The 21,434-nt window shown below is 38.5% G+C and carries 22 protein-coding genes; 10 read left to right on the plus strand and 12 right to left on the minus strand.

Annotation, left to right across the window (positions count from 1 at the left end; genetic code table 11):
* The first annotated feature begins 59 nt into the window (after positions 1 to 59).
* Complete coding sequence (locus BVH02_RS15125) at positions 60 to 1,019, plus strand: tryptophan 2,3-dioxygenase family protein (protein WP_086502307.1); 960 nt, start codon at positions 60 to 62, stop codon at positions 1,017 to 1,019.
* Positions 1,020 to 1,687: 668 nt separating this feature from the next.
* Here BVH02_RS15125 and BVH02_RS15130 read toward each other — a convergent pair.
* Positions 1,688 to 3,298, minus strand: coding sequence for an amidohydrolase family protein (locus BVH02_RS15130; RefSeq protein WP_143244223.1), 1,611 nt, complete (start codon positions 3,296 to 3,298; stop codon positions 1,688 to 1,690).
* A gap of 208 nt (positions 3,299 to 3,506) precedes the next feature.
* Between BVH02_RS15130 and BVH02_RS15135 the strand changes: the two genes are divergently transcribed.
* The 5 genes from BVH02_RS15135 to BVH02_RS21985 all read left to right on the plus strand — a co-directional run bounded on the left by BVH02_RS15135 (position 3,507) and on the right by BVH02_RS21985 (position 8,145).
* A complete protein-coding gene (locus BVH02_RS15135; RefSeq protein ID WP_086502309.1) occupies positions 3,507 to 4,895 on the plus strand; it encodes an MATE family efflux transporter in 1,389 nt (462 codons plus the stop codon).
* 156 nt (positions 4,896 to 5,051) lie between these two features.
* Positions 5,052 to 5,762 carry a 6-phosphogluconolactonase gene (locus tag BVH02_RS15140; RefSeq protein WP_086502310.1) on the plus strand — a complete coding sequence of 237 codons (711 nt, stop codon included), beginning with the start codon at positions 5,052 to 5,054 and terminating at the stop codon, positions 5,760 to 5,762.
* Between the two features lie 140 nt (positions 5,763 to 5,902).
* Entirely contained in the window at positions 5,903 to 7,282 is a 1,380-nt protein-coding gene (locus BVH02_RS15145; RefSeq protein WP_086502311.1) for an MATE family efflux transporter, read from the plus strand.
* A gap of 61 nt (positions 7,283 to 7,343) precedes the next feature.
* The gene (locus BVH02_RS15150; protein ID WP_086502312.1) at positions 7,344 to 7,634 is read left to right on the plus strand and encodes a hypothetical protein; all 291 of its coding nucleotides are present in this window, start codon (positions 7,344 to 7,346) and stop codon (positions 7,632 to 7,634) included.
* A gap of 235 nt (positions 7,635 to 7,869) precedes the next feature.
* A complete protein-coding gene (locus BVH02_RS21985) occupies positions 7,870 to 8,145 on the plus strand; it encodes a VOC family protein (RefSeq protein WP_317045438.1) in 276 nt (91 codons plus the stop codon).
* Between the two features lie 63 nt (positions 8,146 to 8,208).
* Here BVH02_RS21985 and BVH02_RS15160 read toward each other — a convergent pair whose 3' ends face one another.
* A complete protein-coding gene (locus BVH02_RS15160; protein ID WP_086502313.1) occupies positions 8,209 to 8,754 on the minus strand; it encodes a fasciclin domain-containing protein in 546 nt (181 codons plus the stop codon).
* 173 nt (positions 8,755 to 8,927) lie between these two features.
* Between BVH02_RS15160 and BVH02_RS15165 the strand changes: the two genes are divergently transcribed.
* Positions 8,928 to 9,410 (plus strand): YehS family protein, encoded by a 483-nt coding sequence (locus tag BVH02_RS15165; RefSeq protein ID WP_086502314.1) that lies wholly within the window; start codon positions 8,928 to 8,930, stop codon positions 9,408 to 9,410.
* Here the strand turns inward: BVH02_RS15165 and BVH02_RS15170 are convergent.
* From BVH02_RS15170 to BVH02_RS21285, 6 genes are all read right to left on the minus strand, one after another.
* The gene (locus BVH02_RS15170) at positions 9,400 to 10,098 is read right to left on the minus strand and encodes an SCO family protein (RefSeq protein WP_086502315.1); all 699 of its coding nucleotides are present in this window, start codon (positions 10,096 to 10,098) and stop codon (positions 9,400 to 9,402) included. The two genes, BVH02_RS15165 and BVH02_RS15170, sit on opposite strands and share 11 nt — an antisense overlap.
* A 4-nt stretch (positions 10,099 to 10,102) precedes the next feature.
* Complete coding sequence (locus BVH02_RS15175) at positions 10,103 to 10,867, minus strand: formylglycine-generating enzyme family protein (protein WP_223271874.1); 765 nt, start codon at positions 10,865 to 10,867, stop codon at positions 10,103 to 10,105.
* Between the two features lie 14 nt (positions 10,868 to 10,881).
* Positions 10,882 to 12,336, minus strand: coding sequence for a copper-containing nitrite reductase (gene nirK / locus BVH02_RS15180; RefSeq protein WP_086502316.1), 1,455 nt, complete (start codon positions 12,334 to 12,336; stop codon positions 10,882 to 10,884).
* A gap of 220 nt (positions 12,337 to 12,556) precedes the next feature.
* On the minus strand, positions 12,557 to 12,769 hold the full coding sequence (locus BVH02_RS15185) for a YwbE family protein (protein WP_086502317.1): 213 nt from the start codon (positions 12,767 to 12,769) through the stop codon (positions 12,557 to 12,559).
* Positions 12,770 to 12,997: 228 nt separating this feature from the next.
* A complete protein-coding gene (locus BVH02_RS15190; RefSeq protein WP_086502318.1) occupies positions 12,998 to 13,246 on the minus strand; it encodes an acyl carrier protein in 249 nt (82 codons plus the stop codon).
* Positions 13,247 to 13,730: 484 nt separating this feature from the next.
* Positions 13,731 to 13,937: a hypothetical protein gene (locus BVH02_RS21285; RefSeq protein WP_143244224.1), complete on the minus strand. Its 207-nt coding sequence runs from the start codon at positions 13,935 to 13,937 to the stop codon at positions 13,731 to 13,733.
* Between the two features lie 605 nt (positions 13,938 to 14,542).
* Between BVH02_RS21285 and BVH02_RS15195 the strand changes: the two genes are divergently transcribed.
* Positions 14,543 to 15,106 carry a hypothetical protein gene (locus BVH02_RS15195; protein WP_086502319.1) on the plus strand — a complete coding sequence of 188 codons (564 nt, stop codon included), beginning with the start codon at positions 14,543 to 14,545 and terminating at the stop codon, positions 15,104 to 15,106.
* A 767-nt stretch (positions 15,107 to 15,873) separates the two neighbouring features.
* Complete coding sequence (locus tag BVH02_RS15205; RefSeq protein WP_086502321.1) at positions 15,874 to 16,167, plus strand: DUF6992 family protein; 294 nt, start codon at positions 15,874 to 15,876, stop codon at positions 16,165 to 16,167.
* A gap of 397 nt (positions 16,168 to 16,564) precedes the next feature.
* On the opposite strand, the gene BVH02_RS15210 is transcribed toward BVH02_RS15205, so the two are convergent.
* The 4 genes from BVH02_RS15210 to BVH02_RS15225 form a co-directional block, all read right to left on the minus strand.
* On the minus strand, positions 16,565 to 17,059 hold the full coding sequence (locus BVH02_RS15210; RefSeq protein ID WP_086502322.1) for a hypothetical protein: 495 nt from the start codon (positions 17,057 to 17,059) through the stop codon (positions 16,565 to 16,567).
* A 67-nt stretch (positions 17,060 to 17,126) separates the two neighbouring features.
* Positions 17,127 to 17,465, minus strand: a complete 339-nt coding sequence (locus tag BVH02_RS15215) for a hypothetical protein (RefSeq protein WP_086502323.1) — start codon at positions 17,463 to 17,465, stop codon at positions 17,127 to 17,129.
* A 63-nt stretch (positions 17,466 to 17,528) separates the two neighbouring features.
* Positions 17,529 to 19,016, minus strand: a complete 1,488-nt coding sequence (locus tag BVH02_RS15220; RefSeq protein ID WP_086502324.1) for a glycoside hydrolase family 32 protein — start codon at positions 19,014 to 19,016, stop codon at positions 17,529 to 17,531.
* A gap of 1 nt (position 19,017) precedes the next feature.
* Complete coding sequence (locus BVH02_RS15225; RefSeq protein ID WP_086502325.1) at positions 19,018 to 20,286, minus strand: glycosyltransferase; 1,269 nt, start codon at positions 20,284 to 20,286, stop codon at positions 19,018 to 19,020.
* Between the two features lie 284 nt (positions 20,287 to 20,570).
* Here BVH02_RS15225 and rfbA point away from each other — a divergent pair, with 284 nt between their 5' ends.
* Positions 20,571 to 21,431 (plus strand): glucose-1-phosphate thymidylyltransferase RfbA, encoded by an 861-nt coding sequence (gene rfbA, locus BVH02_RS15230; protein ID WP_086502326.1) that lies wholly within the window; start codon positions 20,571 to 20,573, stop codon positions 21,429 to 21,431.
* Positions 21,432 to 21,434: the final 3 nt, after the last annotated feature.

Below are 21,434 nucleotides of genomic sequence, written 5' to 3' on the forward strand. Positions count from 1 at the left end.
TGGGTTCTAAATAACCAGAAAAGGGGGTAAAAAACTATCAATTCCATTAAAATAATCTCATGGAAGAATCTCGATTTGATCCGAAGATATTGGACAAAATTGAACAGCTACAGCTGAAATTTAAAGCTTCAGGTCAGGATATGCTTTCTTACTTGGAAGGTTTGCAATATGCCGATTATCTGACCTATTGGGATTACATCAATCTCGATGTATTGCTTTCTTTGCAGCAACCAAAAACATCTTTCAAGGATGAGAAAATCTTTATTATTTATCATCAGATCACCGAGTTATATTTTAAGTTGATTATTTCTGAGATGGAGCAAATTGCTGATAAGCAAGATATTAAAGAGGAGTTTTTTATCAACAGATTAGAACGAATCAACATGTATTTCGATCAGTTGATCAGTTCCTTTGCTGTAATGTGGAAAGGGATGGAGCAGGAGCAATTCCTCAAATTCCGTATGTCCTTGCTTCCTGCTAGTGGTTTCCAAAGTGCTCAATATCGCGAGATAGAGTTGATGGCTGCGGATGCTTTTAATATAGTAGCGCTGAATAAACGTATAGGTCCGGATTATCATACGCCAACGGATGAGATTTTTGAAAATCTGTACTGGCAGCAAGGGGCGATTGAATTGGCGACCGGAGAAAAAACACTTTCTCTTAAAAATTTCGAATCCAAATACCGTAAGAAATTGATGGATTTGATCGATGCCTATAGACGTAAAAATATCTGGCAGAAATACCTGGATGTAGAAAATCCATCCAAAGAGCTGACCGAATTGATGAAGCAATTTGACTTAAAGGCAAATGTTTTTTGGCCTTTGGCGCATTATAAATCTGCTGTGCGATTTTTGCAAAGAGATCCTGTGGATATCGCGGCTACTGGCGGAACCAACTGGCAGAAATACTTGCCTCCGCGCTTCCAGAAAGTGATTTTCTACCCAGAACTTTGGACTGAGTATGAGCGTGAGGAGTGGGGAAAAGGTTGGGTTGTTAAGGAGATTTTTGGGGAAGAGTAGTTTTTACTAAGTTTCAAGATTTTAGTAGCAAGACATAAAGCGTTAGAATTCAAGTAGCAGGTAGAGACATAAGTAGTAAGACGAAAGTAGTTAGATATTGGGATTGGTAGGTTATTCTGCTGTTATCTACTATTTGTAAAGTTGGGTCAGCCTGACACCGTCATCTCTCTTTTGTAAATTCTATATTTTTATTACTCAGACTGACAGCATTAGGTCATTTTTGGCTTCATTGCCCCGTTAGGGGCTGACTATGGGTAGCATATAATTTATCTGTTTTTTTGCTGTGCCTTTAGGTAAAGACCTATAATTTTGAAGATTATAGAGCCGTACCTAAAGGCACAGCAAGATTTCATTTTAATTTTCTTTCTACCCATAGCTTGTCCCTAACGGGACAGGTTTTGATCACAAACTAGATCCAATGGCTTCGATTTTGCGACCAATGAAGGGTTATATTTTAACCGTAAATCGTGTCAGTCCAAGTAATCAGGTGGGTGCTCAGTCTGACACCGTCATCACTCTTTTGTAAATTCTATATTTTTATTACTCGGACTACCTAATGGTATTGTTGTTTGGACTTATAGACAATCCAAAATGTCAGTATAATAAAGTGACATCAACTCTTCAGGAATCTCGTAAATCGTAAATCGTATTTCGGAAATACCATCACATTACCTAGGATAATTCGCTCTCACAAATGCCTCGGCATTGTTGTAGCAAAAGTCATCCACCAATGCTTCGGTGTCTTCGCGTGATTTGAGATGAGCAAGATGTTTAGCCTCTGGATCTTTACGTGCCTGCTCTATTTTGAAAACAAGGTTATTCGAAAAAATCTCAAATTCCAACACAGTAGGATAGTGGTCAATAGGATCGATTAGTCCTTCGAAATCTGTACCCAAAGTCATGCATTTCCAGATTTTGGACTTTTCTTCTTCGCTCAAATCCGGATTTGCATAGGCAGACTTGGCTATTCCTTCGATATTGTCCCAAAGCAATTCGATCCCATTACGCTTGGATTTTTTATTCTCTTTTGTGATCCCAAGAATTCTTTGATCAAAGGAAAGTCCAAACAAACCGTCAGTTTTCACGATCATTTCTATATCCTCTTCACAGACATTGATATTCCAGGCATTGAATTTTTTGCTCACATCAGAATAGTCATCTTTTTCTTTATGAAAGAAATCTATATGATTCTGCAAGGTTTTGATACCTGAAAAACCACAATGGGAAGCGATCACAGGAATTTTGTCACCTTTTGCAAGGCATGGCTTAATTATTTGATCGTAGTACTCCTGCCGTCCACATGCACTCATATGCTTGACATCAATGAGAATTCTGTATCCTAATTTTGGATCTTTTTGCAGGTTTTTATCCAGTCCCAATAATTCCAAAACCACCCGGGTTCCGTGGTCAGTAAAGCCTTTATTCATATTATTGCCTTGATTCAATAAAATTTTGCCTTTGTCAGGGATCGAATGCGCATGTCCGCATAGATTGTTGTTGAAGTGATGTGAAAAAGTGATGAAGAAAACAGGGACTGTCCAATCATTTTTAATTATCTGAATTCTACTTGATATTTCATCGATTGAGATCTTTCCTTTTTCCAAAAGGTCTGTACCTAAAGCATGTGATCCTTCGATGGTAAGAATCATGGTAATCTCATCCTCTTTTTGTAAGGATTTTTCAAGCGTATTTTTTGAGTCAGGTATTAAATACCTAGCATTTTCCACCCATAGTTCATTACTGAACTTGGATGCTCTTTTTTTTTCGCTTTCAAAAAGCCTTCGTAAAACTCCTGTCGTATGAATCTTATTTGATTCAATCATTTTGCCAGAGTCCATTAGCACAAACTCAAATTCTCGGTTCAAAGAATTCCAATAATCATAATTTTTGGATTGTACATAATCGACAGTTTGCTTGGGAATCCGCATGTAAAACATCTGAATCAGATCACGAAGTGGCAATTTGTCATGCGTGCAGACCCCAATCGAAATATTCAGTAAATCACTGGTATTGAGCTTGTCCAAGCCCAATACGAACTGTCGCTCAAGAGGATATAATGAATTGAATGTGAGTCGAACATTACCATTCCAGGTTTTCACAAGATCACACTGACTGTAAGAAGCTCCCATTTTGCCTTTTACGTAACCAGCTCTATTAGATGAAATCACAGTCCAAGGACTAAACTCATCCTTTTTTTCATACACCTCTTTTCTTTGCTGCATATGGAGATGTGCTCTCATGTGATTGTGACAATGTAAATCCGAAAACTTCCTTTTCATAGCTAAGTGATGTTAGGGAAATGTGAAAAAAATCTAATTGAACTTTAACTTAATTTCCTGATAATTAGGCTTAAATGCAAAGTGAATTCAGATTTTGTCAATTAAACCTTACGTGTAGGAATGAATTTTTTACTTGAAGTGAAGGTTAGGATAAACTATTTCACATAATTTGGTAACTGTGGTTTCTTAAAAGGAACTATTCAATACTATGCAAAAAGGAAATGCCTTAAAGGAAGGCAACTTAATCAACACACTTTTTTCTATTGCTTGGCCTATCATTATGGCCAACATATTACAGACTGCTTATCAGCTAATTGATACATTTTGGCTTGGAAGGTTAGGCGCTAATGCGGTAGCGGCTGTGAGTATAAGTTTTCCGATCCTATTTCTAGTTCTTTCTCTTGGAGCGGGTTTGACACTTGCGGGTACAGTGATAGTGTCACAGTACAAAGGGGCCAAAGATCAGAAAATGATTGATTTCAGTGCTTCTCAGACGGTTTTAATTGTTTTTTTAGTTTCAATTCTACTCGCTGTTTTAGGTTATTTCTCAGCCTCCCCGCTGATGAATTTGGTAGGAGCAGGGCCTGAGATTTTGGATGATTCGGTTACCTATTTTAAAGTTTCCTCCTGGGGTTTTGTGTTTCTCTTCATGTTTTTTGTCTTCCAGTCATTAATGCGAGGTATAGGAAACGTGTTGCTTCCAATGTATATCGTATTTGGTACAGTAATTTTGAATTTGATATTGGATCCTCTTTTCATTTTTGGATACGGAAGCATCGAAGGATACGGAATAGCTGGAGCGGCAATAGCCAGTGTCATCACACAAGGGATTTCTGCGCTGGTAGGAATTCTAATTCTTTTCCGCGGAAAACACGGCATAAAAATACGATTAAAGCACATGTGGCCTCAGTTCATATGGGTTAAGCGCATGGTTGAGCTTGGAATTCCTGCAAGTTTGGAACAGTCTTCCCGCGCAGCTGCTATGACCGTTATGGTTATGTTAGTTACCAGTTTTGGATCGGAGGTAGTGGCCGCTTATGGTATAGGAGCTAGAATTCTTAGTTTGGTGATCGTTCCAGCTTTAGGGATGGCTATTGCTACTACCACCTTGGTAGGCCAGCAAGTGGGGGCTGGAAATATAAAAGGCGCTGAGAAAATTGGTGATTTGAGTGTGAAAATTGCATTCTTTGGACTAACAGGAATTGGGCTTTTACTCTTTGTATTTGCGGAGCATTTGACGGCTTTTTTCGTGCCAAATGATCCTCAGGTAATCAAGGATGGCGCTCGATTTATTCGGATTATGGCTCCAAGTTTTGGATTACTTGGCGTGCAGCAAGTGCTGAATGGATTGTTTAACGGAACAAGATTTACTCAGGCTTCCATGTTGATTTCTGTTTTTAGTCTATGGATGGTTCGGTTTCCTTTGGCTTTTGTGCTTTCGCAGCGAACAGATTTAGCCTTTGAAGGAATATGGTGGGCATTTCCACTTTCCAATTTTGTGGCAGCTTTAGTTGCTTATATTTATTATAAAACGGGGCATTGGAAGCTTAGAACCCTAAGGCATCGAGGTGATTGGATGAGCACAGGAATCGGGTAGGCTTTTAGTAGAGAAAAATAACCGCAAACGACACAGAGATTTTCGCTGAGGCCTCAGGTGAAACTATTTAATGAAGGAACAAGCAAAGCACATGATCTTTGGGTTCAACTTTGAAACGAGTATACATTTAAAAATCTACCATTTTTTCCCAACCCTATGAAAATACATTATTGCAAGGACTACAATGAAATGTCAGCATTGGGTGCCAGCTTGGTTCATTCGAAAGTTGAGAGCACTCCGGACTTACTTTTTTGTGCTGCAAGCGGAAATTCACCTACGGGATTGTATGAATTGATGGTGGAAAAGAATGAAACGGCTCCGGGTTTTTTTGATAGCATGCAAGTTGTCAAATTAGATGAATGGGTTGGGTTAAACAATGAGTCAACGTTTACATCAGAATATGACATTCAGCAAAAGCTGCTCAAAAAACTGGGAATTGAAGGGGATAGATATATTTCTTTTGAGGTGGAAGCCAAAGATCCAGTTTTGGAATGCGAGAGAATTCAAGATGAACTAGATAAATCAAATGGAATTGATATTTGCATTCTTGGCATCGGGATCAACGGACATATCGCTTTGAATGAGCCAGCCGAAGTTCTTCAACTAAATTGCCATGTCGCCAACCTTCATCCAGTAACCTTGGCAAGTGGAATGATTGAAAAAGTTGGAATTGCGCTGACGCAGGGAATGACAATGGGAGTAAAGAATATTTTGGATTCGAAAATGGTAATTCTCTTTATCACTGGAAAAGGGAAAAAACCAGCTTTGGATCTACTTTTGGAACGGAAGATCAGGACGGACTTGCCTGCTTCATTTCTGTGGCTTCACCCGAATGCACATTTGATTATTAATGAAGAATCCATCTGAGGGGATCTTACAGTCTAGCAATAGGATGGAAAAGTGATAATTATCCTCTTTAAACATGGGCATACTTTAATATATCTCTTCATTTTTGGATCAGCAGAAAATTTGTTTTCTTTCGAACTTCATAATTTTTCGATTCATCAATGACTTGGCAACTAATCAAAGATGCTCTGAGAGGCAAAGAGCAGGATTTCACCAGTCTTCCGCTTAAGACCGCCATTTTCGTACTAGCCATTCCCATGATCCTTGAGATGATGATGGAGTCGGCGTTTGCAGTGGTAGATATCTTTTTTGTAGCAAAACTAGGTGAGCATGCCATCGCCACTGTTGGCTTGACAGAATCTGTGGTTGTGCTGGTTTACGCCATGGGTTTTGGGATCAGCATGGCTGCTACGGCTTTGATCTCCAGGAGATTTGGGGAAAAAGAATATGCAGAAGCTGGAGCGGCTGCTTTTCAACTGCTTATTGTCGGAGGAGCGATATCAATTGTACTCGGTATTCTTGGATGGACCTTCGCACCGGATATTTTGGGATTGATGGGAGCGGAGGCTACAGTAATCGAGACTGGTGTCAATTACACTCGGATTATTTTCGCAGGCAATACAGCAATCATGCTTTTATTTCTGTTGAATGGAGCCTTTCGCGGAGCGGGTCAAGCGCATCACGCGATGCGATCACTTTGGATTGCAAATGGATTAAATATTATTTTAGATTCAATTCTGATTTTCGGGATTGGAAATTGGGCAGGTTATGGACTGGAAGGAGCTGCAATCGCGACCACCTTTGGTAGAGGAATTGGCGTAATGTACCAGCTTTATCATCTTTTCAACGGAAAACATAAGTTGAAAATCCTGAAAGAAAATATTGTGATCTCTTGGGTAATAATCAAGAAAATCATGCAAATCGCAATCGGAGGGATGGGGCAATTTTTGATTGACTCTGTGTCCTGGATTGCACTTACCCGAATGAACGCTGAGTTTGGGTCAGCATCCTTGGCAGGATTTACGATAGCTTTTAGAATACTGATTTTCACACTTTTACCAGCTTGGGGTTTATCTGGAGCAGCGTCAACCTTAGTGGGGCAGAACCTAGGAGCCAAGCAGCCACATCGTGCAGAAAAGGCTGTTTGGTTGACTGCCAGATATACGGTGATTTTCATGGCTTCGGTTACAGGCATTTATTTGCTTTTCAACAAGCAATTAGCAGGTTTCTTCACAGATATTCCAGAAGTTCAGTCTGTGGCTGCTCAGGGACTTTGGGTGGTGGCGCTTGGTTATATTTTCTTCGCTGTTGGGATGGTGCTGACTCAGGCATTCAATGGGGCTGGAGACACCAAAACACCCGCTTGGATTAATATTGGCGTTCTTTGGTTTATTGAGATTCCGCTTGCTTATGTATTAGCTTTTCCTTTGGGTATGGCTCATTTAGGGATATTCATTTCCATTGCGTTTAGCCATAGTTTCCATTCCTTAATCTCTCTATATTTCTTCAAAAAAGGCAAGTGGAAATTAATGGAACTGTAGCTATGAGGCCTGAAGTCCCTATATTTTCTTATATTAAGTAATCGCAACAAATGAATATCTGGTGAAGGAGAATGAAAATCAACTGCTGGAAAAGTTATTAGCAGGTCTAGAAGATGCAGGCGTTTCTCCGATACCAGACAGGAGATTTTTGCTCCAAAGAATATGTGATAAAATAGAGAAAAGGGAGCTGGCTGCAGGACAGTCAGATAAGAAAATTATTGATGCTATACCTGATAATTATTCTCCAGTATGCTTTGCAAAAGGGGATGAAGTTCAAGCGGACTACCTAAGCGAAGAGGAAATCCTGCGGAAAATTGAAGGATATATTGACCGATTGATTTCGAGTAAATAGCTTTTTTTTTATTTTCATCATTCGATATTTTCAAGAATTACTCGAATGCCATTCATAATTAACCCAAAATCCTATGACTACTTTAAATACTTACCTGTTCTTTGATGGAAACTGTGAAAACGCCTTCAATTTTTATCGCTCATTTTTTTGAGGAGAGTTTGCCCATGTCGGTAGATTTTCGGATATGCCTGATGATCCGAATTACCCGGTAGGGGATGAATTTAAAAACCAGATCATGCACATAAGTTTACCAATCAGCAACGAATGTGTATTGATGGGATCTGACACTGTTGGGCATGGCGAGCCACTTACTGTCGGCAATAATTTTTCAATTTCTATTAGCACAGATTCTAGAGAAAAAGCTGATACTTTTTTCAGCCAACTCTCTGAAAAGGGGAAAGTGACCATGCCTATGGCACAGACTTTTTGGGGAGACTATTTCGGTATGCTTACCGATCGATTTGGGATCAACTGGATGATCGGCTTTGCTGAGGAAGCACCGAAAAAGTAAGATAGACTAAAAATGAAAATGCCGAGAAATTTCATTCTCGGCTTTTTCATTTTAAGAAATTAATTAGGGTAGCAACACCTGATCTATCACGTGTACCACACCATTTGATCCAGCAAGGTCAGCCGTTGTTACGGTAGCATTCCCGATCATTACTTTTCCATCTTTGATGCTTACTTTCAATTGCTTTCCGTTCAATGTGGTGACCATTTGGCCATCTGAAAGATCTCCAGACATCACATTACCAGCTACTACATGGAGTGTCAAAATTGATGTCAAATCTGCTTTTGCCTCAGGCTTGAGTAAACCTTCTACCGTGCCAGCAGGAAGCGCTTCGAAAGCTGCATTAGTTGGTGCAAATACCGTAAAAGGTCCTTCTCCCTGTAAAGTCTCCACCAAACCTGCTGCTTGCAAAGCTGATACTAAGGTGGTATGGTCAGGAGATTCGATTGCAATATCAACAACCGTATTGGGTGCTTGCATAGCTGGAGCTTCTTCTACTACTTCCACAACTACTTCTTCTTTAGCGGTAGTTGATTTTGTGTCACAACTCATTGAATATGTGGCTACTGTTGCAGCAACCACAAAAGATAAAATTCTAGACTTTCTCATTTTTAATTGGTTAGGTATTGTTCGAGTCTAACAAACAACTGTTCAAAAAGTTTTGGGTGTAATTTACTTTTGGTGTACAAATGAAATTCCTATTGTTTTTTTCATTCTTCAATTCCCATTCTCAATTCCCAATTGATGCTTATCTTTGAGGGTAAACAGCTCTATGTGCATCTATGATCAATTCAGATATTTTAAGGACTATCCGGTACATTTTTAATTTTAAAGACCCAGAAATGGTCAGTCTTTTCAAAGCAGGTGGTTTAGAAATCAAGAGGGAGGAAGTGGCCAATTTTTTGAAAAATGAGGAAGAGCCGTTTTTTCAAGCTATTGTAGATAAAGATCTTGCAGCTTTTCTCAATGGATTTATTATTGAGAAAAGAGGCAAAAAAGAGGGGGAGGAGCCCAAGCCTGAGAAGACTTTGACTAATAATATTATATTCAAAAAACTGCGGATCGCATTGAATTTGAAAGAAGATGACGTGTTAGAAATTCTTTCTTCAGTGGGCATGCACATTAGCCCACATGAACTTAGCGCCTTTTTCAGAAAGCCTTCACAATCGCAATATAGACTGTGCAAGGATCAAATTCTCCGAAATTTCCTCAATGGATTAAAAAAGAAATATCGTCCTAGCGAAACCCCTCCTGTCAATTACTAAGCTTCTTTACTTCCTCTACCAGTTTATCATTACTCACTCCCAGGCCTTCCTGCTGGTAGTGTAGCACGCCATTTTTGTCGAAAACAGAAATGATATTAGTGTGAGAAAAATCGATAGGTGAGATCTTCTTGTATTTCATTGAAAGCACATTCGAAAATTCGCGAACATCGTCCATTCCACCTTGCAGCAAGATCCACTGTTCTCCTACCAAATGCTCTTCTCTAGCATATGCTTTCAATTTTTCCGGTGTGTCCTTCTCAGGGTCTATACTTACCAATAAGAAGTCTACATCTGGATTGTCTACTTTGGCGTAGATATTTCGCATGTCAGCCACTAGGCGAGGGCAAGCGGCTTCACAGGAGGTATAGATCATCACCACAACCATCACTTTACCTTTGAGATCATTCAGATGAATGGTCTCGTTATTCTGCGTTTTCCATTCAGATGTGAGATTAAAAATTGACTTATCTGAAATACCGTCTTCGTCCACAACTGGTTCTTCGATGGAGCTAACTTTCACCAAATCCATCTTACAAACAGGACAAGTACCGGGCTGATCATAGGTCTTATGCTCTTCGCACCTCATAGGGCAGATATAATGCTCTTTAGTATCTGTCTGTTTTTGGCAGGCAAAAAGAATTACCAATAGAACTAAACTAACGAGCTGGATTATATACTTGAATTTCATGGTGTTATTTTGATTTAGCACATCTAAAACCTAAGTTCCTAATGTTGTAATCTGCTTTAATACTGCCTCTGAAGGCATAGCGCATGAAGGCTGCGTAATCTCGGAGATTACTTGCGGTAATGGCTGCTCCCGCACAGAAAAGATTTCTATCTGCATCGCCATCTTGTCGGGATTCGCCAGATATCAATACGCTGTTGAAATCGCTTGTCCATTCCCAAACCAATCCATGCATATCTGACACTCCCCAAAAGTTTTTGTATGTGCTACCGACAGTTTTGGCATAGGTGTTTGGAGTTTCGTAGGATTCTATAATCCGCTGATTGAATAAGCTGTCATATTCAGCGTTTGGATTACTTTCACTTGCTTTTGCTGCCAGTTCCCATTCATCTACGGAAGGCAAGCGTTTGTCTTGACATGCACAATAGGCTTTGGCAGCAAACCAAGACACATTGGTGATAGGAGAGTTGGAATTCATACCTTTTCCTAATTGTAAGTCCCCTTGCCAATCAACGAGGTAGTTTCCATCAGCAAAAATTGACTTAACCTTAGATTTCTGCCATTCTGGATATTTTTCGACGAAGTCCAAGTACTGTTGATTGGTGACAGCAAATTCATCCAGTTGGAAATCGTCCACCCATACTTTACCCGAATCTAAACCATAAAGGGGGGCCAATGTCCCCCCTTTAATTTGTTTCAGAGCTGTCGGGGTTTGGCTAATTCCAGTAAGGGATAAGCTAAATAGAAAAAGACAAGCGATGATGTATTTCAATTGAATATTCTAATTTAATGTGAACTTTTCACTTTAGTTACCATAATAGGAGTGACTTCAGTTCCGTTATTTCCCCAGCTATTATATACGTAAGTCAATACATTAGCTACCTGCTCATCTGTAAGCGTTTGTGCAGTCATCACAGAATTGTAATTGTTGCCGTTAACTGTAATTTCTCCTGTGAGACCATGAAGAACAATTCCTATTGCTCGCTCTACATCAGCATTCAAATAATCAGCTTTGGCAAGAGGAGGGAAGGCATTTGGAATACCTTGACCTTCTTCTTGGTGGCAAGCCAGACAAGTTCTGGCGTAGATTCTCTTACCCATTTCAATTCTTTCAGAAACCGATCCTGCAACAGGGGCTTCTGGAGCACCTTGATCGCCAGGCATAGTTTGGATTGATCCACCTTCAGGTTGGTAGATTCCTTCTTGAATAGTTCCAGAATATACGGTTGGATTTTCTTCACCTGTTACTTTTAGCATCCCCAAAGCACCTTTGTTGAATGCTCTGAAAATCGCGTGATCCACTAATACTAAGGTGCCCGGAGCTTCTACTTTAAACTCAACTATAGCTGCTCCACCTGCCGGAATCATCGTAGTCTGTACATTATGATTGATAAGGGATCCTCCTTCTACGTATACTTTATCGAATATTTCACCAATCACGTGGAATGCGGAAGATAGATTTGGACCACCATTACCTACATATAGTCTGATCGTTTCTCCAACTTCAGCAGTGATGGCATTGTCTCCTGTTAATGCATTTGTACTTCCATTGAACACCACATAATCGGCATGTTCATCTATTGCTTTTTGCATATCAAATGGCTGCAATCCTGGATCTCCATTTTTCCCTTTGGTGTAGAAATCGCCCTGCATGATGTAGAATTCCTTGTCCACCTTAGACAATCCACCTGCTGGCTCTACTAAGATAAGTCCATACATACCATTCGCAATGTGCATTCCCACTGGTGCGGTAGCACAATGATACACGTAAAGGCCTGGATTAAGTGTCTTGAATGAGAAAGTAATCTCATGTCCTGGTGCCACAAAGGAAGAAGAAGCTCCTCCGCCTGGACCTGTCACAGCATGAAGGTCAATATTGTGTGGAAGTTTGTTGTTTGGGTGATTTTTAAGAGTAAACTCTACTTCATCACCAACTCTAGTTCGGATGAAACTTCCAGGAACTGTTCCTCCAAATGTCCAATACATATAACTCACGCCATTTGCCATTTGACCTTCCTCTTCCACGATCTCCATATCCACAATTAGTTGCTTGGCTGGGCGACTACCGATTGGTTCAGGAACATAGGGAGGGCTCGTTAGTTGAGCAGTCATTGAACCCTGAGTCTTAATGTCCATGGAGTTTTCTCTATTCTCATGTCCGCTTCCACTGCATCCTGCCAGCGAAATAACCGTGCCTAGAGTCAGGATTTTCACAATTTTACTCACTATTTGATAGTTCATATTTAATCATTTTAATTGGACATTTCATTAGAAATCACTCTGATAATTAAGGAATTTTAAGTAATAGTTTGCTACAGTAAAATCTCCCTGAAAACTCATGTAACTGATTAGTTTACCGCTCTTATTAAAGGACAAAAATATCCTCTATTTAAAGAACAAAAACAGACCAATGCTGCCTCATGATATGATTTTAATCATAAATACAGTTCTATTTTTGACATTAATTTTCTTCGATGATTACGTCTACAACTCTTCCTACTTCCCCGGTGTCTAGCATTACTTTTATGCCATGAGGGTGAGTAGGTGATGAGGTAAGAATTTTTTTCACAAAGCCTTCTGTAAGTTCTCCAGTGCGTTGATGATGTTTCTGTATAATTGTGACTTCACTATCAATTTGTATGTTTTTTCGAATTGTTCCTGTAAGTGTTTTCACTTCCTTTTAGATTTAGATGATATCACAACTTACTAGTTATTCTCGCAATATTTAAAAATAATGATTATCCGCAATCTGATAATTACTGTGAGAACTTTGCAACTTCCATCGTTGAGTTACCTAAACTTTCGTGGCTTTGATTACTTATTGGCAAAAAAGTGGAGATATATAAAAAAAGAAGCCATTTCACAATTGAAATGGCTTTTGGTACTTGGTTTAATACTCAAATTAATTATCCTGAGGTATATTGAAAAGAAGCGTAATCAAATCCTTTGGCGTATGTACGGCGCCAAGTTTCTCTTCTTGAAAAATTACCTGCAGTTGATATTCCAATTCGAAAATCAGTCCGTTGATGAAAACTGGGTCCATACGCAGTTGCTGAATAAAATCAGCATTCTTATGCTGGCCAATTAGCGTGATACCATAGGAGTGAAAAACTTCAATGGCCTTTTTTAGTAGAGTAAATTGTTGGTTCATAGCAGAATAGTAAAGTTTTATAAATTCAGATTCCTAATTTTTTTAAGCTGATAATCTTTGAAAACACAAATAATGCTTCTTTGTTTTCAATATTTGAGATAACGTGAATAGTAGGAGGTTTGCTACAATAATTTAAAAACTTAACATTTAATAAGATTGTTAAATTCTCTTTCTATCCTGTTGGTAAGTAGTAGTTTACAACTGTTACGAGTTACATACGTTTTGTATTGCCTCTTCGGATTAGGTGATTTTTTCAACTGTTATCCATTTGGCTCCTTAGGTAATGCAGGGATTAAATTTTATCAGTGGGAAATGGCAAACCCATAATGGAAAGAATTACACATCCAATAAATCAGAAAGGTTAGGATTCGTTCAATATTCTTCATGTTCATACAGATGGTGATTTGAATCCATTATTCCCATGGGTGCTGATAGCTAGCGTGCACACCCATGAATTGACTTCAGTAAAAACGAGGTTTTGAAATTAATGATGGAATACGACAACAACAGAAAAAGGCAATAAGCGACTTAACACATGGTAATCACCTTCATTTTCACTAGTTCTGTCGCCCGTCACTTGAAAGCTATCGATAGGTCTTCTTGCCGGATAAGCAAAGAAAAAGAGGTTGTCATAATCATTAAGTATAAACATGGTATTCTTATATAATTTATGATGCCGAATATTACTCACATTTTTTTACTCATTTTGAGGCCATAAATTCTCAAAATCTTTAATTCAATATAAAAAAATGCATCAATTTGACTTCTGGTCTACTGGCATGATCTTTTGTATAAGTAATTCATTGCTTGATATGGCTGCGATTTAATTTGCGAAATTTAGTGTAATATGTTTCTATTTGAATTTTTAATATTTAACGATTAATTGCTATTATTTCTGAATAAAATTAATTAAATAAATAAAGATTAGGTGTAAAATCAACACTTTATGAATACATTATTGAAGCGCGAATAGTAGGCAATTCATTTAATAAAAGTAGCTATATGGTCTTTTATGGAGGTAAATCTGTTTGTTGATAATTATATATTATCTTTTAATTAATTGCAACTAATCAAAAATAAAATAATTTTTCATTCATAAATTAATTTATAATTCTAAAAAAAATGTAATTGACTTTGATCTATATTTACATCTTAATAAACTATATTTTGTTGTTATATTACCTTTTTTCTTAAGCTATATAAGACTATTAATTATGAATTATTTGAATATTACCATTAGCACTTAATCAATTTTATTTAATATTACCTTTATAAACTAATCTAACAAAATTTAACATGGAAAATTCAAGAAATGAGCATCAGGAAGGACTAGGCGGAACTTCAGAAAGAAGAGTATTAACAGGAATGTTTCGTGACCGTGAAAGTACAGAAGGTGCCTATAACGCACTTCATGAGAGAGGATATGCTAAAGATGATATTAACCTTTTAATGTCAGATGAAACACGAAAAACACATTATAGCAGTGACGAAGTTAAAGATACGGAGATTGGAACCAAAGCTGCAGAACATGCTGGAAAAGGATCAGCTATCGGTGGTACTATCGGAGCTATTGTAGGTGTAGTGGCAGCCATTGGTACTAGCGTTGTTATTCCTGGACTAGGAATTTTGATTGCAGGTCCATTAGCAGCTGGTTTAGCTGGAGCAGGAGCTGGAGGCATAACAGGAGGACTAATTGGCGCTTTAGTAGGTTCTGGTATTCCTGAAGCAAGAGCAAAACTGTATGAATCAGGAATCAAAGAAGGTAATGTGGTTATTTCGGTAACTCCAAAGAATGAAGACGATGCCAAATACATTGAAGACAAATGGAGAACAAACCGTGGTGAAGAAATTCATTACTAAGATTAAGCGTTGAAACATTTTTGCAAGGGACTTATTTGAGTCCCTTGCTTTTCTAAACTAATGTTATTGCCAACAGAATAAAGGCTAAAAAAAGTACTTAATACACAGATCCTTCCTAATTAGGGGAGTTTATCTTTGACAGTTTATAAAGTACTAAATCTTGCCACATCTTAAAAAGTAGTTTAATCAACTAAAAGCCGGGGCGAAAGTCTCGGCTTTTTTATTATCATTCCCCAAGATAGCCTGTTGGCTAGTGAGGAGAACACTCATTAAGAGCTCAAAGACTTTAGGTAATATATTTAACAAATTAATTAAGGTATGAGTCACCTTTGGCAGTGTGTTCAATACATTGAATTTGTTCGACTCTTTAAGGGTCGTGGGTATGGTCATGGCTTCATCTTTTTCCATGGGTTGCACCCATGGCTATTCATGGTTTGACCCCGTTCGGGGTCAGGTATCATTAGCATATTATATTTTCACGTCTTATTCACGATTCGATAGTTAAGTTTAGCGGAGCGATTTTGCGGATGGTCCAACCTTTCAATTACCGCGATTGTATCCCGTGGAAAAGCGATATGATGCTAGGATATGTCAACCCTAAAGGGGTGGAACATTCAGGAGATAGGAATTACAAAGTCCAAAAAACAGAAAAGCGCTGATACAATCTACGCTTAGTCAAAGACTCGTTCTACACCTAGAGGGGAATTAAAAAAGCTTGATGCCGCCCAATAGTATCAATGAGATTATCACTCAATGGGATAAGCTGAATGAGCTTGACGAATACCGTCCGAAGTAATTCCGATTCTCGGAAGCTGTGCGTAGGAAATACAATTTGGCGTGCGAGAGGTGCAGGACAGACCAGTGGAGACGAAAGTGTTTCATCAGATAATCTGTATTGCAATTCTGTAAATCTAGTCAACGCTGGATTTATCTATTCGCAATTTACCAAGGAAACTCACGGGATTAATTTTTGTATCAGGATTGAAGCGCAGCATGGAATAGAAAGAATAATTCTATTCAGTGGAGCATTGGATTTGGCCTACATTGCAGGTGGACTTTAAATGAAACAAAGAGGCCTCCGAAAAGGGAAAGAACTCTTAATTAGATTTGGTAAATCAGTAATTCTTTAAGGGGCTTTTTAATTGGTTTTTGATGGGAGAAGTATGATTTTCACCAAGCATATTTCCAGGAATTAATGGAATTGATGCAGAATATCAGCCTTGGACCAAAGAACTTTTAGGTTAGGATATTCTTGTAATATTTTCTTTATCAAATTTAATTCTGCTATGCTTGATCTTTTTCTATTGCATCTTAATATCTATGCGATAATCTAAGTTGCTCACGGATTTACAAGGTAGGTTCAAAAAAAGACCCAGTTACAGAACCGGGCCTTTTACAACCAATTTAACCAAAATAATAAGTTTACCTTGGGGTAAAGAAATGCTGTGAATTGCCTTGTCAGTCTTTGAGATTGTTCTCAAGAATTCTTTGCCACTTTTCAGCAATGCCTTTTTCACCTGCCAAACTAGTGAATAACTCACCATCGTAAATCTCAATCGTCTTAGGGGAATGAGATCTGTCTTTGAAATGGAATTGCAATGCTAGGAAGTCCAAAATATAGCGTTTCTCCTTGCCGACTTGCACATGTCTCATTTTCTCTTGAATACTTACTTTATTTACCTCATTTAGATCTATAATACTTTGCTCAGGATAGGTGCCAAAACGGTGATATATCAATTTTTTATATTGACTATCTAATCCTAAATGGTAATGATTTCTCCAACGTTCCTCCTGGTTGGGAACAACTTTGTGGGTTTTGGAGAACTCTTCAAAAGTAGCGAGGTTTAAACTGCTGATTTTTTTCAGTTTTAAACTGTAATAAACAAATGGTGAAGCCGAGGCCATCATTGCAAATGAAGACACAGCTAGGGTAATAGGATCGATCGAAATCATAGGAATATGGTTAGAATGAAGAGATTTTTAGGCGATTATAAATCGCATTTTATTAATCTATTCTAAACTACCAAGTGTAGAAAAAATGAATGAAGGTGTCCTTGACATCGAAAAGTGGAGTCGATTTTTTAAAAAATGAAGGAGATAAATAAACTTCATTAAGAAAATGTAAGTCAACATACCAAGCTGGGTTTAGCTTAGCATTAAGGCTCCAATCCACTTTAAAATTTGGAATTTCTAGTAATTCTGGACTACAATTATATTGAATTAGTTTATGCGTGGGAAGAGCAGAGACAGAATCGTGGGAGAAGTGATGTGCGCCGCTATCTACTGGAAAAGCAATAACAGCCGCGAACCATAAGACCCAACTCAGGGAAATCATTACGGTTGATAGCTGTTTTTTCATTTTTTAAGAGTATGTGAATAAATGTAGAATAAAATTGTATTAGAATTCACTATCTAAGGCTGCTTATTTTTTCAAATTATAGATTTTTAAGGAGTTGACCTGATCAGAAACCTCTACAGTTTTCCAAGGACTAGATGGAAATAGGATGGAAGTCATCACCAATTCACCATCATTCACAAATAGTTCGACGGAGGAAGCGTCCAGAAATATCCGAATCTCAGTAGCTTCCCAACTCATAGGAGCAGAATGAATCGCTGCGAAATCTCGCTGAAAAGTACTTTTACCAGCATTTCTGCGATCTATATTCACTAAGCCAAGTTCTTTGCTGATTACTAATTTTTCATTCAGCTCATTAGAAAAAGTTACCATAAAGGAATCAGAATTGACCTCCGAGATCAGTTCTACAGCCTCTGATGGCAATGAGGAAGATTTCTTGGTTACTTTGTATTCTTTATCCCGTAGTTTCTCAAGTTCTTTTGCGGGAGCAGATTTTAAAAGAAGGGTGCCATCTACATCGAATAAACTTAATTCTCGCGGAAGGGTCATAGCTGATCTCCATGCCTTGGTAGGCACTTCATTCGCATACAGCCAATTACTCATCCAGCCTATAAAAAGCGTTCTGTCGTGATCGGAAGGAAGATTGCTCCAAGTTACTCCAGCGTAATTATCTGGCCCATAATCTAGCCATCGAATCATGGTGTCGTCAGGTGTGAATTGTCCATTTTTGAAGTCGCCAATAAAGTATTGAGTTGCTGAGCCATTTTGTGGGCCTCCAGGATTTATGCTGACAAGAAGTACCCATTTTCCTTCTCCTGATGGGGTTTTGAACGGAAGTAGGTCTGGACATTCCCACACCCCTCCATGTGCGCCTATTGTCTTCCCAAATTCACTGAGTAAAGTCCAGCTTTTAAGATCTGGAGAACTATAGAAATTGATTTGATCGAGCACGGCCAAGGTCATTATCCAGGATTTGGTGCCATTTTCGTTTGTGATTTGTGAGACTTTCGGGTCTCGGAAATCACGAATTCCAGGATTTGGTAGGACAGGATTTCCTTCATATTTCTGCCATGTTCTTCCTTTGTCAAGAGAGAAAGCAATGGCTTGAGACTGAAAAGTTTGTGATTTAGTATTCGCTTCCTCAGCATTGTGATAGGTAAATATTGCTACTATTGGAGGAGTTTCGGCAGTGCCTAAGCCAGAAGTGTTTTCGGTATCCAGTACGGCACTTCCTGAGAAAATATAACCTAAACTATCTGGGAATAGCGCAATCGGTAAATGCTCCCAGTTGACCAAATCACTTGAAACGGCATGCCCCCAGTGCATAGGTCCCCAAACAGTACTATCTGGATAGTGCTGGTAAAAAAGGTGATATTCTCCATCTAAGTAAATCAATCCATTGGGGTCATTCATCCAGCCTGATTCTGGAGTGAAATGGTAAGTAGGTCTAAACTCTTCTGTCACTTCTGAAGTAAAAGTGATATCAGAATTCGATTGACAGCCAGTAATTAAAAGAACTGTAAGGATGGAGAGGATAAGTATAATTCTATTCATATTATTTTTTTATCACGTGGTTCAGAACTGCGGTCCGAATTACTTCAGTTTGGATAGTTTCAGAGAGTTTAAGAGCATTTTTCGCATATACAGGATTTCTCCAAAAGTCTATTAAAGCTATTTCAAATTTTTCTGCATCCAACCCATGAATGCTTGTTCCAAGAGGACCGAGTTGTCTTTCTGCTATTATTCGATTCCAAAAATACTGATCAATTATATGCGGAACTATCATTTGGACACAACCGTGAGTGGTTCCTTGATGTGTGGTTCCTGAGCCTCCATGGTGAATGATGCCGTAAAGCTTGGGTAAAATCCAGTCGTAAGGAATTTGATTTATATAGAAAATAGACTCATCACTGTTATCTGATTGCTCCAAACCTCCCCAAGAAAAGTTTACGATTGTTGGTATCTGATGCTTTTGGAGTAAATCTATAATCGTTTTTGAATGCTCCTTTGGCTTGGTATTGCTCATAGATCCGAAGGTGATCAAGATCGCTTTGGGATACTTTGTGAGCCAAGAAACTAGTGCTGCTGAGGGTTGGTATTCCTTCAGTTGATTTCTGAAATAGTACCCAACGATCTTTGCAGATTCTGGCCAATTATCCGGTCTTGGAAATAGGGATGGGGAAATAGCATAGATTGTTTGCAGTCGGTTCTGCTCAAATTCCTTAATACTCTTTAAGTTGATCTTTGTAGAGGGAAAATCCGCATAGAATTTTCCAAGGAATTTTTTCATAGCTAAGCGTCTTATGCCATTTATCAAACCATAACTGTGTAAATTCCATGTGGAGCTAAATTTCCACTTACCGAAACCTATGTGTGGAAATTCACTGGTAGGATGCGTCATGCACGGTATCGGAGTAAGAAAAGTAAAGCGGTCTGGATCTGCCATAGCAGCTAAATGGTAGAATAGACATTTTGCATGAAAGACTATTCTATCTGGTTTATGAGTCCTGAGAGCATCTCGTTGCTGTGTGATTAGCGTATGCTGTATATTCAAGGAATCTTTTGCCAGCTTAAAATAATTTTTAAGTTGATTCCAGGCATTTCCGCCTCCGCCCATGATGGTTTTTCCACTTTGCGTGTCTAGCAATTCTAAAAAGCCTTTATCAAAACCGATGAACTCATACCCAAGCTGGGTCACAGTTTCTCTGAATTGCTCTGGAAAAAGACAAATAACTTCATGTCCTGCCTCTGCAAAAATCTCTGCTTGCGCTAAAAATGGTTCGATATCACCACGAGATCCCAAAGAAGCAAATAGTGTTTTCATCACTTATTTTTTTAATTTTCACTCTTTGAGTAACTTTGAGCTATAAGCTACCCCAAATTCCAATCATTATAGTTTTTCATCCCGAAAGTTATTGTGAGGCTAGTAACTGAAGTGCCAGCAATCTTAAAGTTTGTTTAGAAATAAGGCTACTGGCATATTAGTATAGTTATTGGATGCGGATAATCATATTATTTAGATAAGATTTTCTAATATTCTAGTGATTTGAGAATTGGATTCATTTTTGAGTTTGGGGAGGGAAATAAAAAAATAAACTATAGACACATATGAAGGGAATTATTTTGGCCGGAGGGTCTGGAACGCGATTATATCCGCTGACAATTTCAGTTAGTAAGCAGTTGATGCCAGTATATGACAAGCCGATGATCTATTATCCGCTTTCTGTATTGATGATGGCAGGGATCACAGAGGTATTAATTATCACTACTCCTGAAGATAACGAGGCTTTTGAGCGTTTGCTTGGTGATGGATCTCAAGTAGGGTGCAAATTCGAATATGCTGTGCAGCCTAGTCCTGATGGTTTAGCGCAAGCTTTCATTATAGGGGAGAAATTTATAGGCAATGAAAAAGTAGCACTTATTCTTGGGGATAATATTTTCTACGGATCGGGATTACATACGACCTTACAGACCTACACTGAAACAGAAGGCGGAGTTGTTTTTGCATATCATGTGAACGATCCAGAAAGATACGGTGTAGTCGAATTTGATGAGAATCATAAGGCGATCAGCATCGAGGAAAAACCTGAAAATCCTAAATCAAATTTTGCGGTTCCAGGACTTTATTTTTATGATAACAGAGTAGTGGAAATAGCTAAGAAGATCAAGCCAAGTCCACGTGGAGAACTTGAAATCACGGATATCAATAACGAATATTTGAAGATGGGTGAACTTCAGGTAGCGATCTTGAACAGAGGAACTGCTTGGCTAGATACAGGTACACATCAGTCACTTTTGCAAGCCGCTCAATTCGTAGAAGTAATCGAGGAACGTCAAGGTTTGAAAATCGGATGTATTGAGGAAATTGCTTATAGAGCAGGTTTTATCGGAGAGGATAAATTGCTACAAGCTGCTGAGAAATTAGGTAAAAGTGGCTACGGTGTCTACCTGAGAAGACTGATAAAATAGCAG

It is taken from the genome of Algoriphagus ratkowskyi, assembly GCF_002150505.1.
Classification (GTDB): Bacteria; Bacteroidota; Bacteroidia; order Cytophagales; family Cyclobacteriaceae; genus Algoriphagus; species Algoriphagus ratkowskyi.

Excerpts from the sequence above, each read along its gene's own strand:
- BVH02_RS15210 (WP_086502322.1), bottom strand. The coding sequence starts at position 17,059 with ATGATTTCGATCGATCCTATTACCCTAGCTGTGTCTTCATTTGCAATG.
- BVH02_RS15205 (WP_086502321.1), top strand. The coding sequence starts at position 15,874 with ATGAGCTTGACGAATACCGTCCGAAGTAATTCCGATTCTCGGAAGCTG.
- BVH02_RS15125 (WP_086502307.1), top strand. The coding sequence starts at position 60 with ATGGAAGAATCTCGATTTGATCCGAAGATATTGGACAAAATTGAACAG.
- BVH02_RS15130 (WP_143244223.1), bottom strand. The coding sequence starts at position 3,298 with ATGAAAAGGAAGTTTTCGGATTTACATTGTCACAATCACATGAGAGCA.
- BVH02_RS21985 (WP_317045438.1), top strand. The coding sequence starts at position 7,870 with ATGCACATAAGTTTACCAATCAGCAACGAATGTGTATTGATGGGATCT.
- BVH02_RS15165 (WP_086502314.1), top strand. The coding sequence starts at position 8,928 with ATGATCAATTCAGATATTTTAAGGACTATCCGGTACATTTTTAATTTT.
- BVH02_RS15195 (WP_086502319.1), top strand. The coding sequence starts at position 14,543 with ATGGAAAATTCAAGAAATGAGCATCAGGAAGGACTAGGCGGAACTTCA.
- BVH02_RS15225 (WP_086502325.1), bottom strand. The coding sequence starts at position 20,286 with ATGAAAACACTATTTGCTTCTTTGGGATCTCGTGGTGATATCGAACCA.
- nirK (WP_086502316.1), bottom strand. The coding sequence starts at position 12,336 with ATGAACTATCAAATAGTGAGTAAAATTGTGAAAATCCTGACTCTAGGC.
- BVH02_RS15145 (WP_086502311.1), top strand. The coding sequence starts at position 5,903 with ATGACTTGGCAACTAATCAAAGATGCTCTGAGAGGCAAAGAGCAGGAT.
- BVH02_RS15170 (WP_086502315.1), bottom strand. The coding sequence starts at position 10,098 with ATGAAATTCAAGTATATAATCCAGCTCGTTAGTTTAGTTCTATTGGTA.
- BVH02_RS15160 (WP_086502313.1), bottom strand. The coding sequence starts at position 8,754 with ATGAGAAAGTCTAGAATTTTATCTTTTGTGGTTGCTGCAACAGTAGCC.
- BVH02_RS15220 (WP_086502324.1), bottom strand. The coding sequence starts at position 19,016 with ATGAATAGAATTATACTTATCCTCTCCATCCTTACAGTTCTTTTAATT.
- rfbA (WP_086502326.1), top strand. The coding sequence starts at position 20,571 with ATGAAGGGAATTATTTTGGCCGGAGGGTCTGGAACGCGATTATATCCG.
- BVH02_RS15140 (WP_086502310.1), top strand. The coding sequence starts at position 5,052 with ATGAAAATACATTATTGCAAGGACTACAATGAAATGTCAGCATTGGGT.
- BVH02_RS15215 (WP_086502323.1), bottom strand. The coding sequence starts at position 17,465 with ATGAAAAAACAGCTATCAACCGTAATGATTTCCCTGAGTTGGGTCTTA.
- BVH02_RS15190 (WP_086502318.1), bottom strand. The coding sequence starts at position 13,246 with ATGAACCAACAATTTACTCTACTAAAAAAGGCCATTGAAGTTTTTCAC.
- BVH02_RS15135 (WP_086502309.1), top strand. The coding sequence starts at position 3,507 with ATGCAAAAAGGAAATGCCTTAAAGGAAGGCAACTTAATCAACACACTT.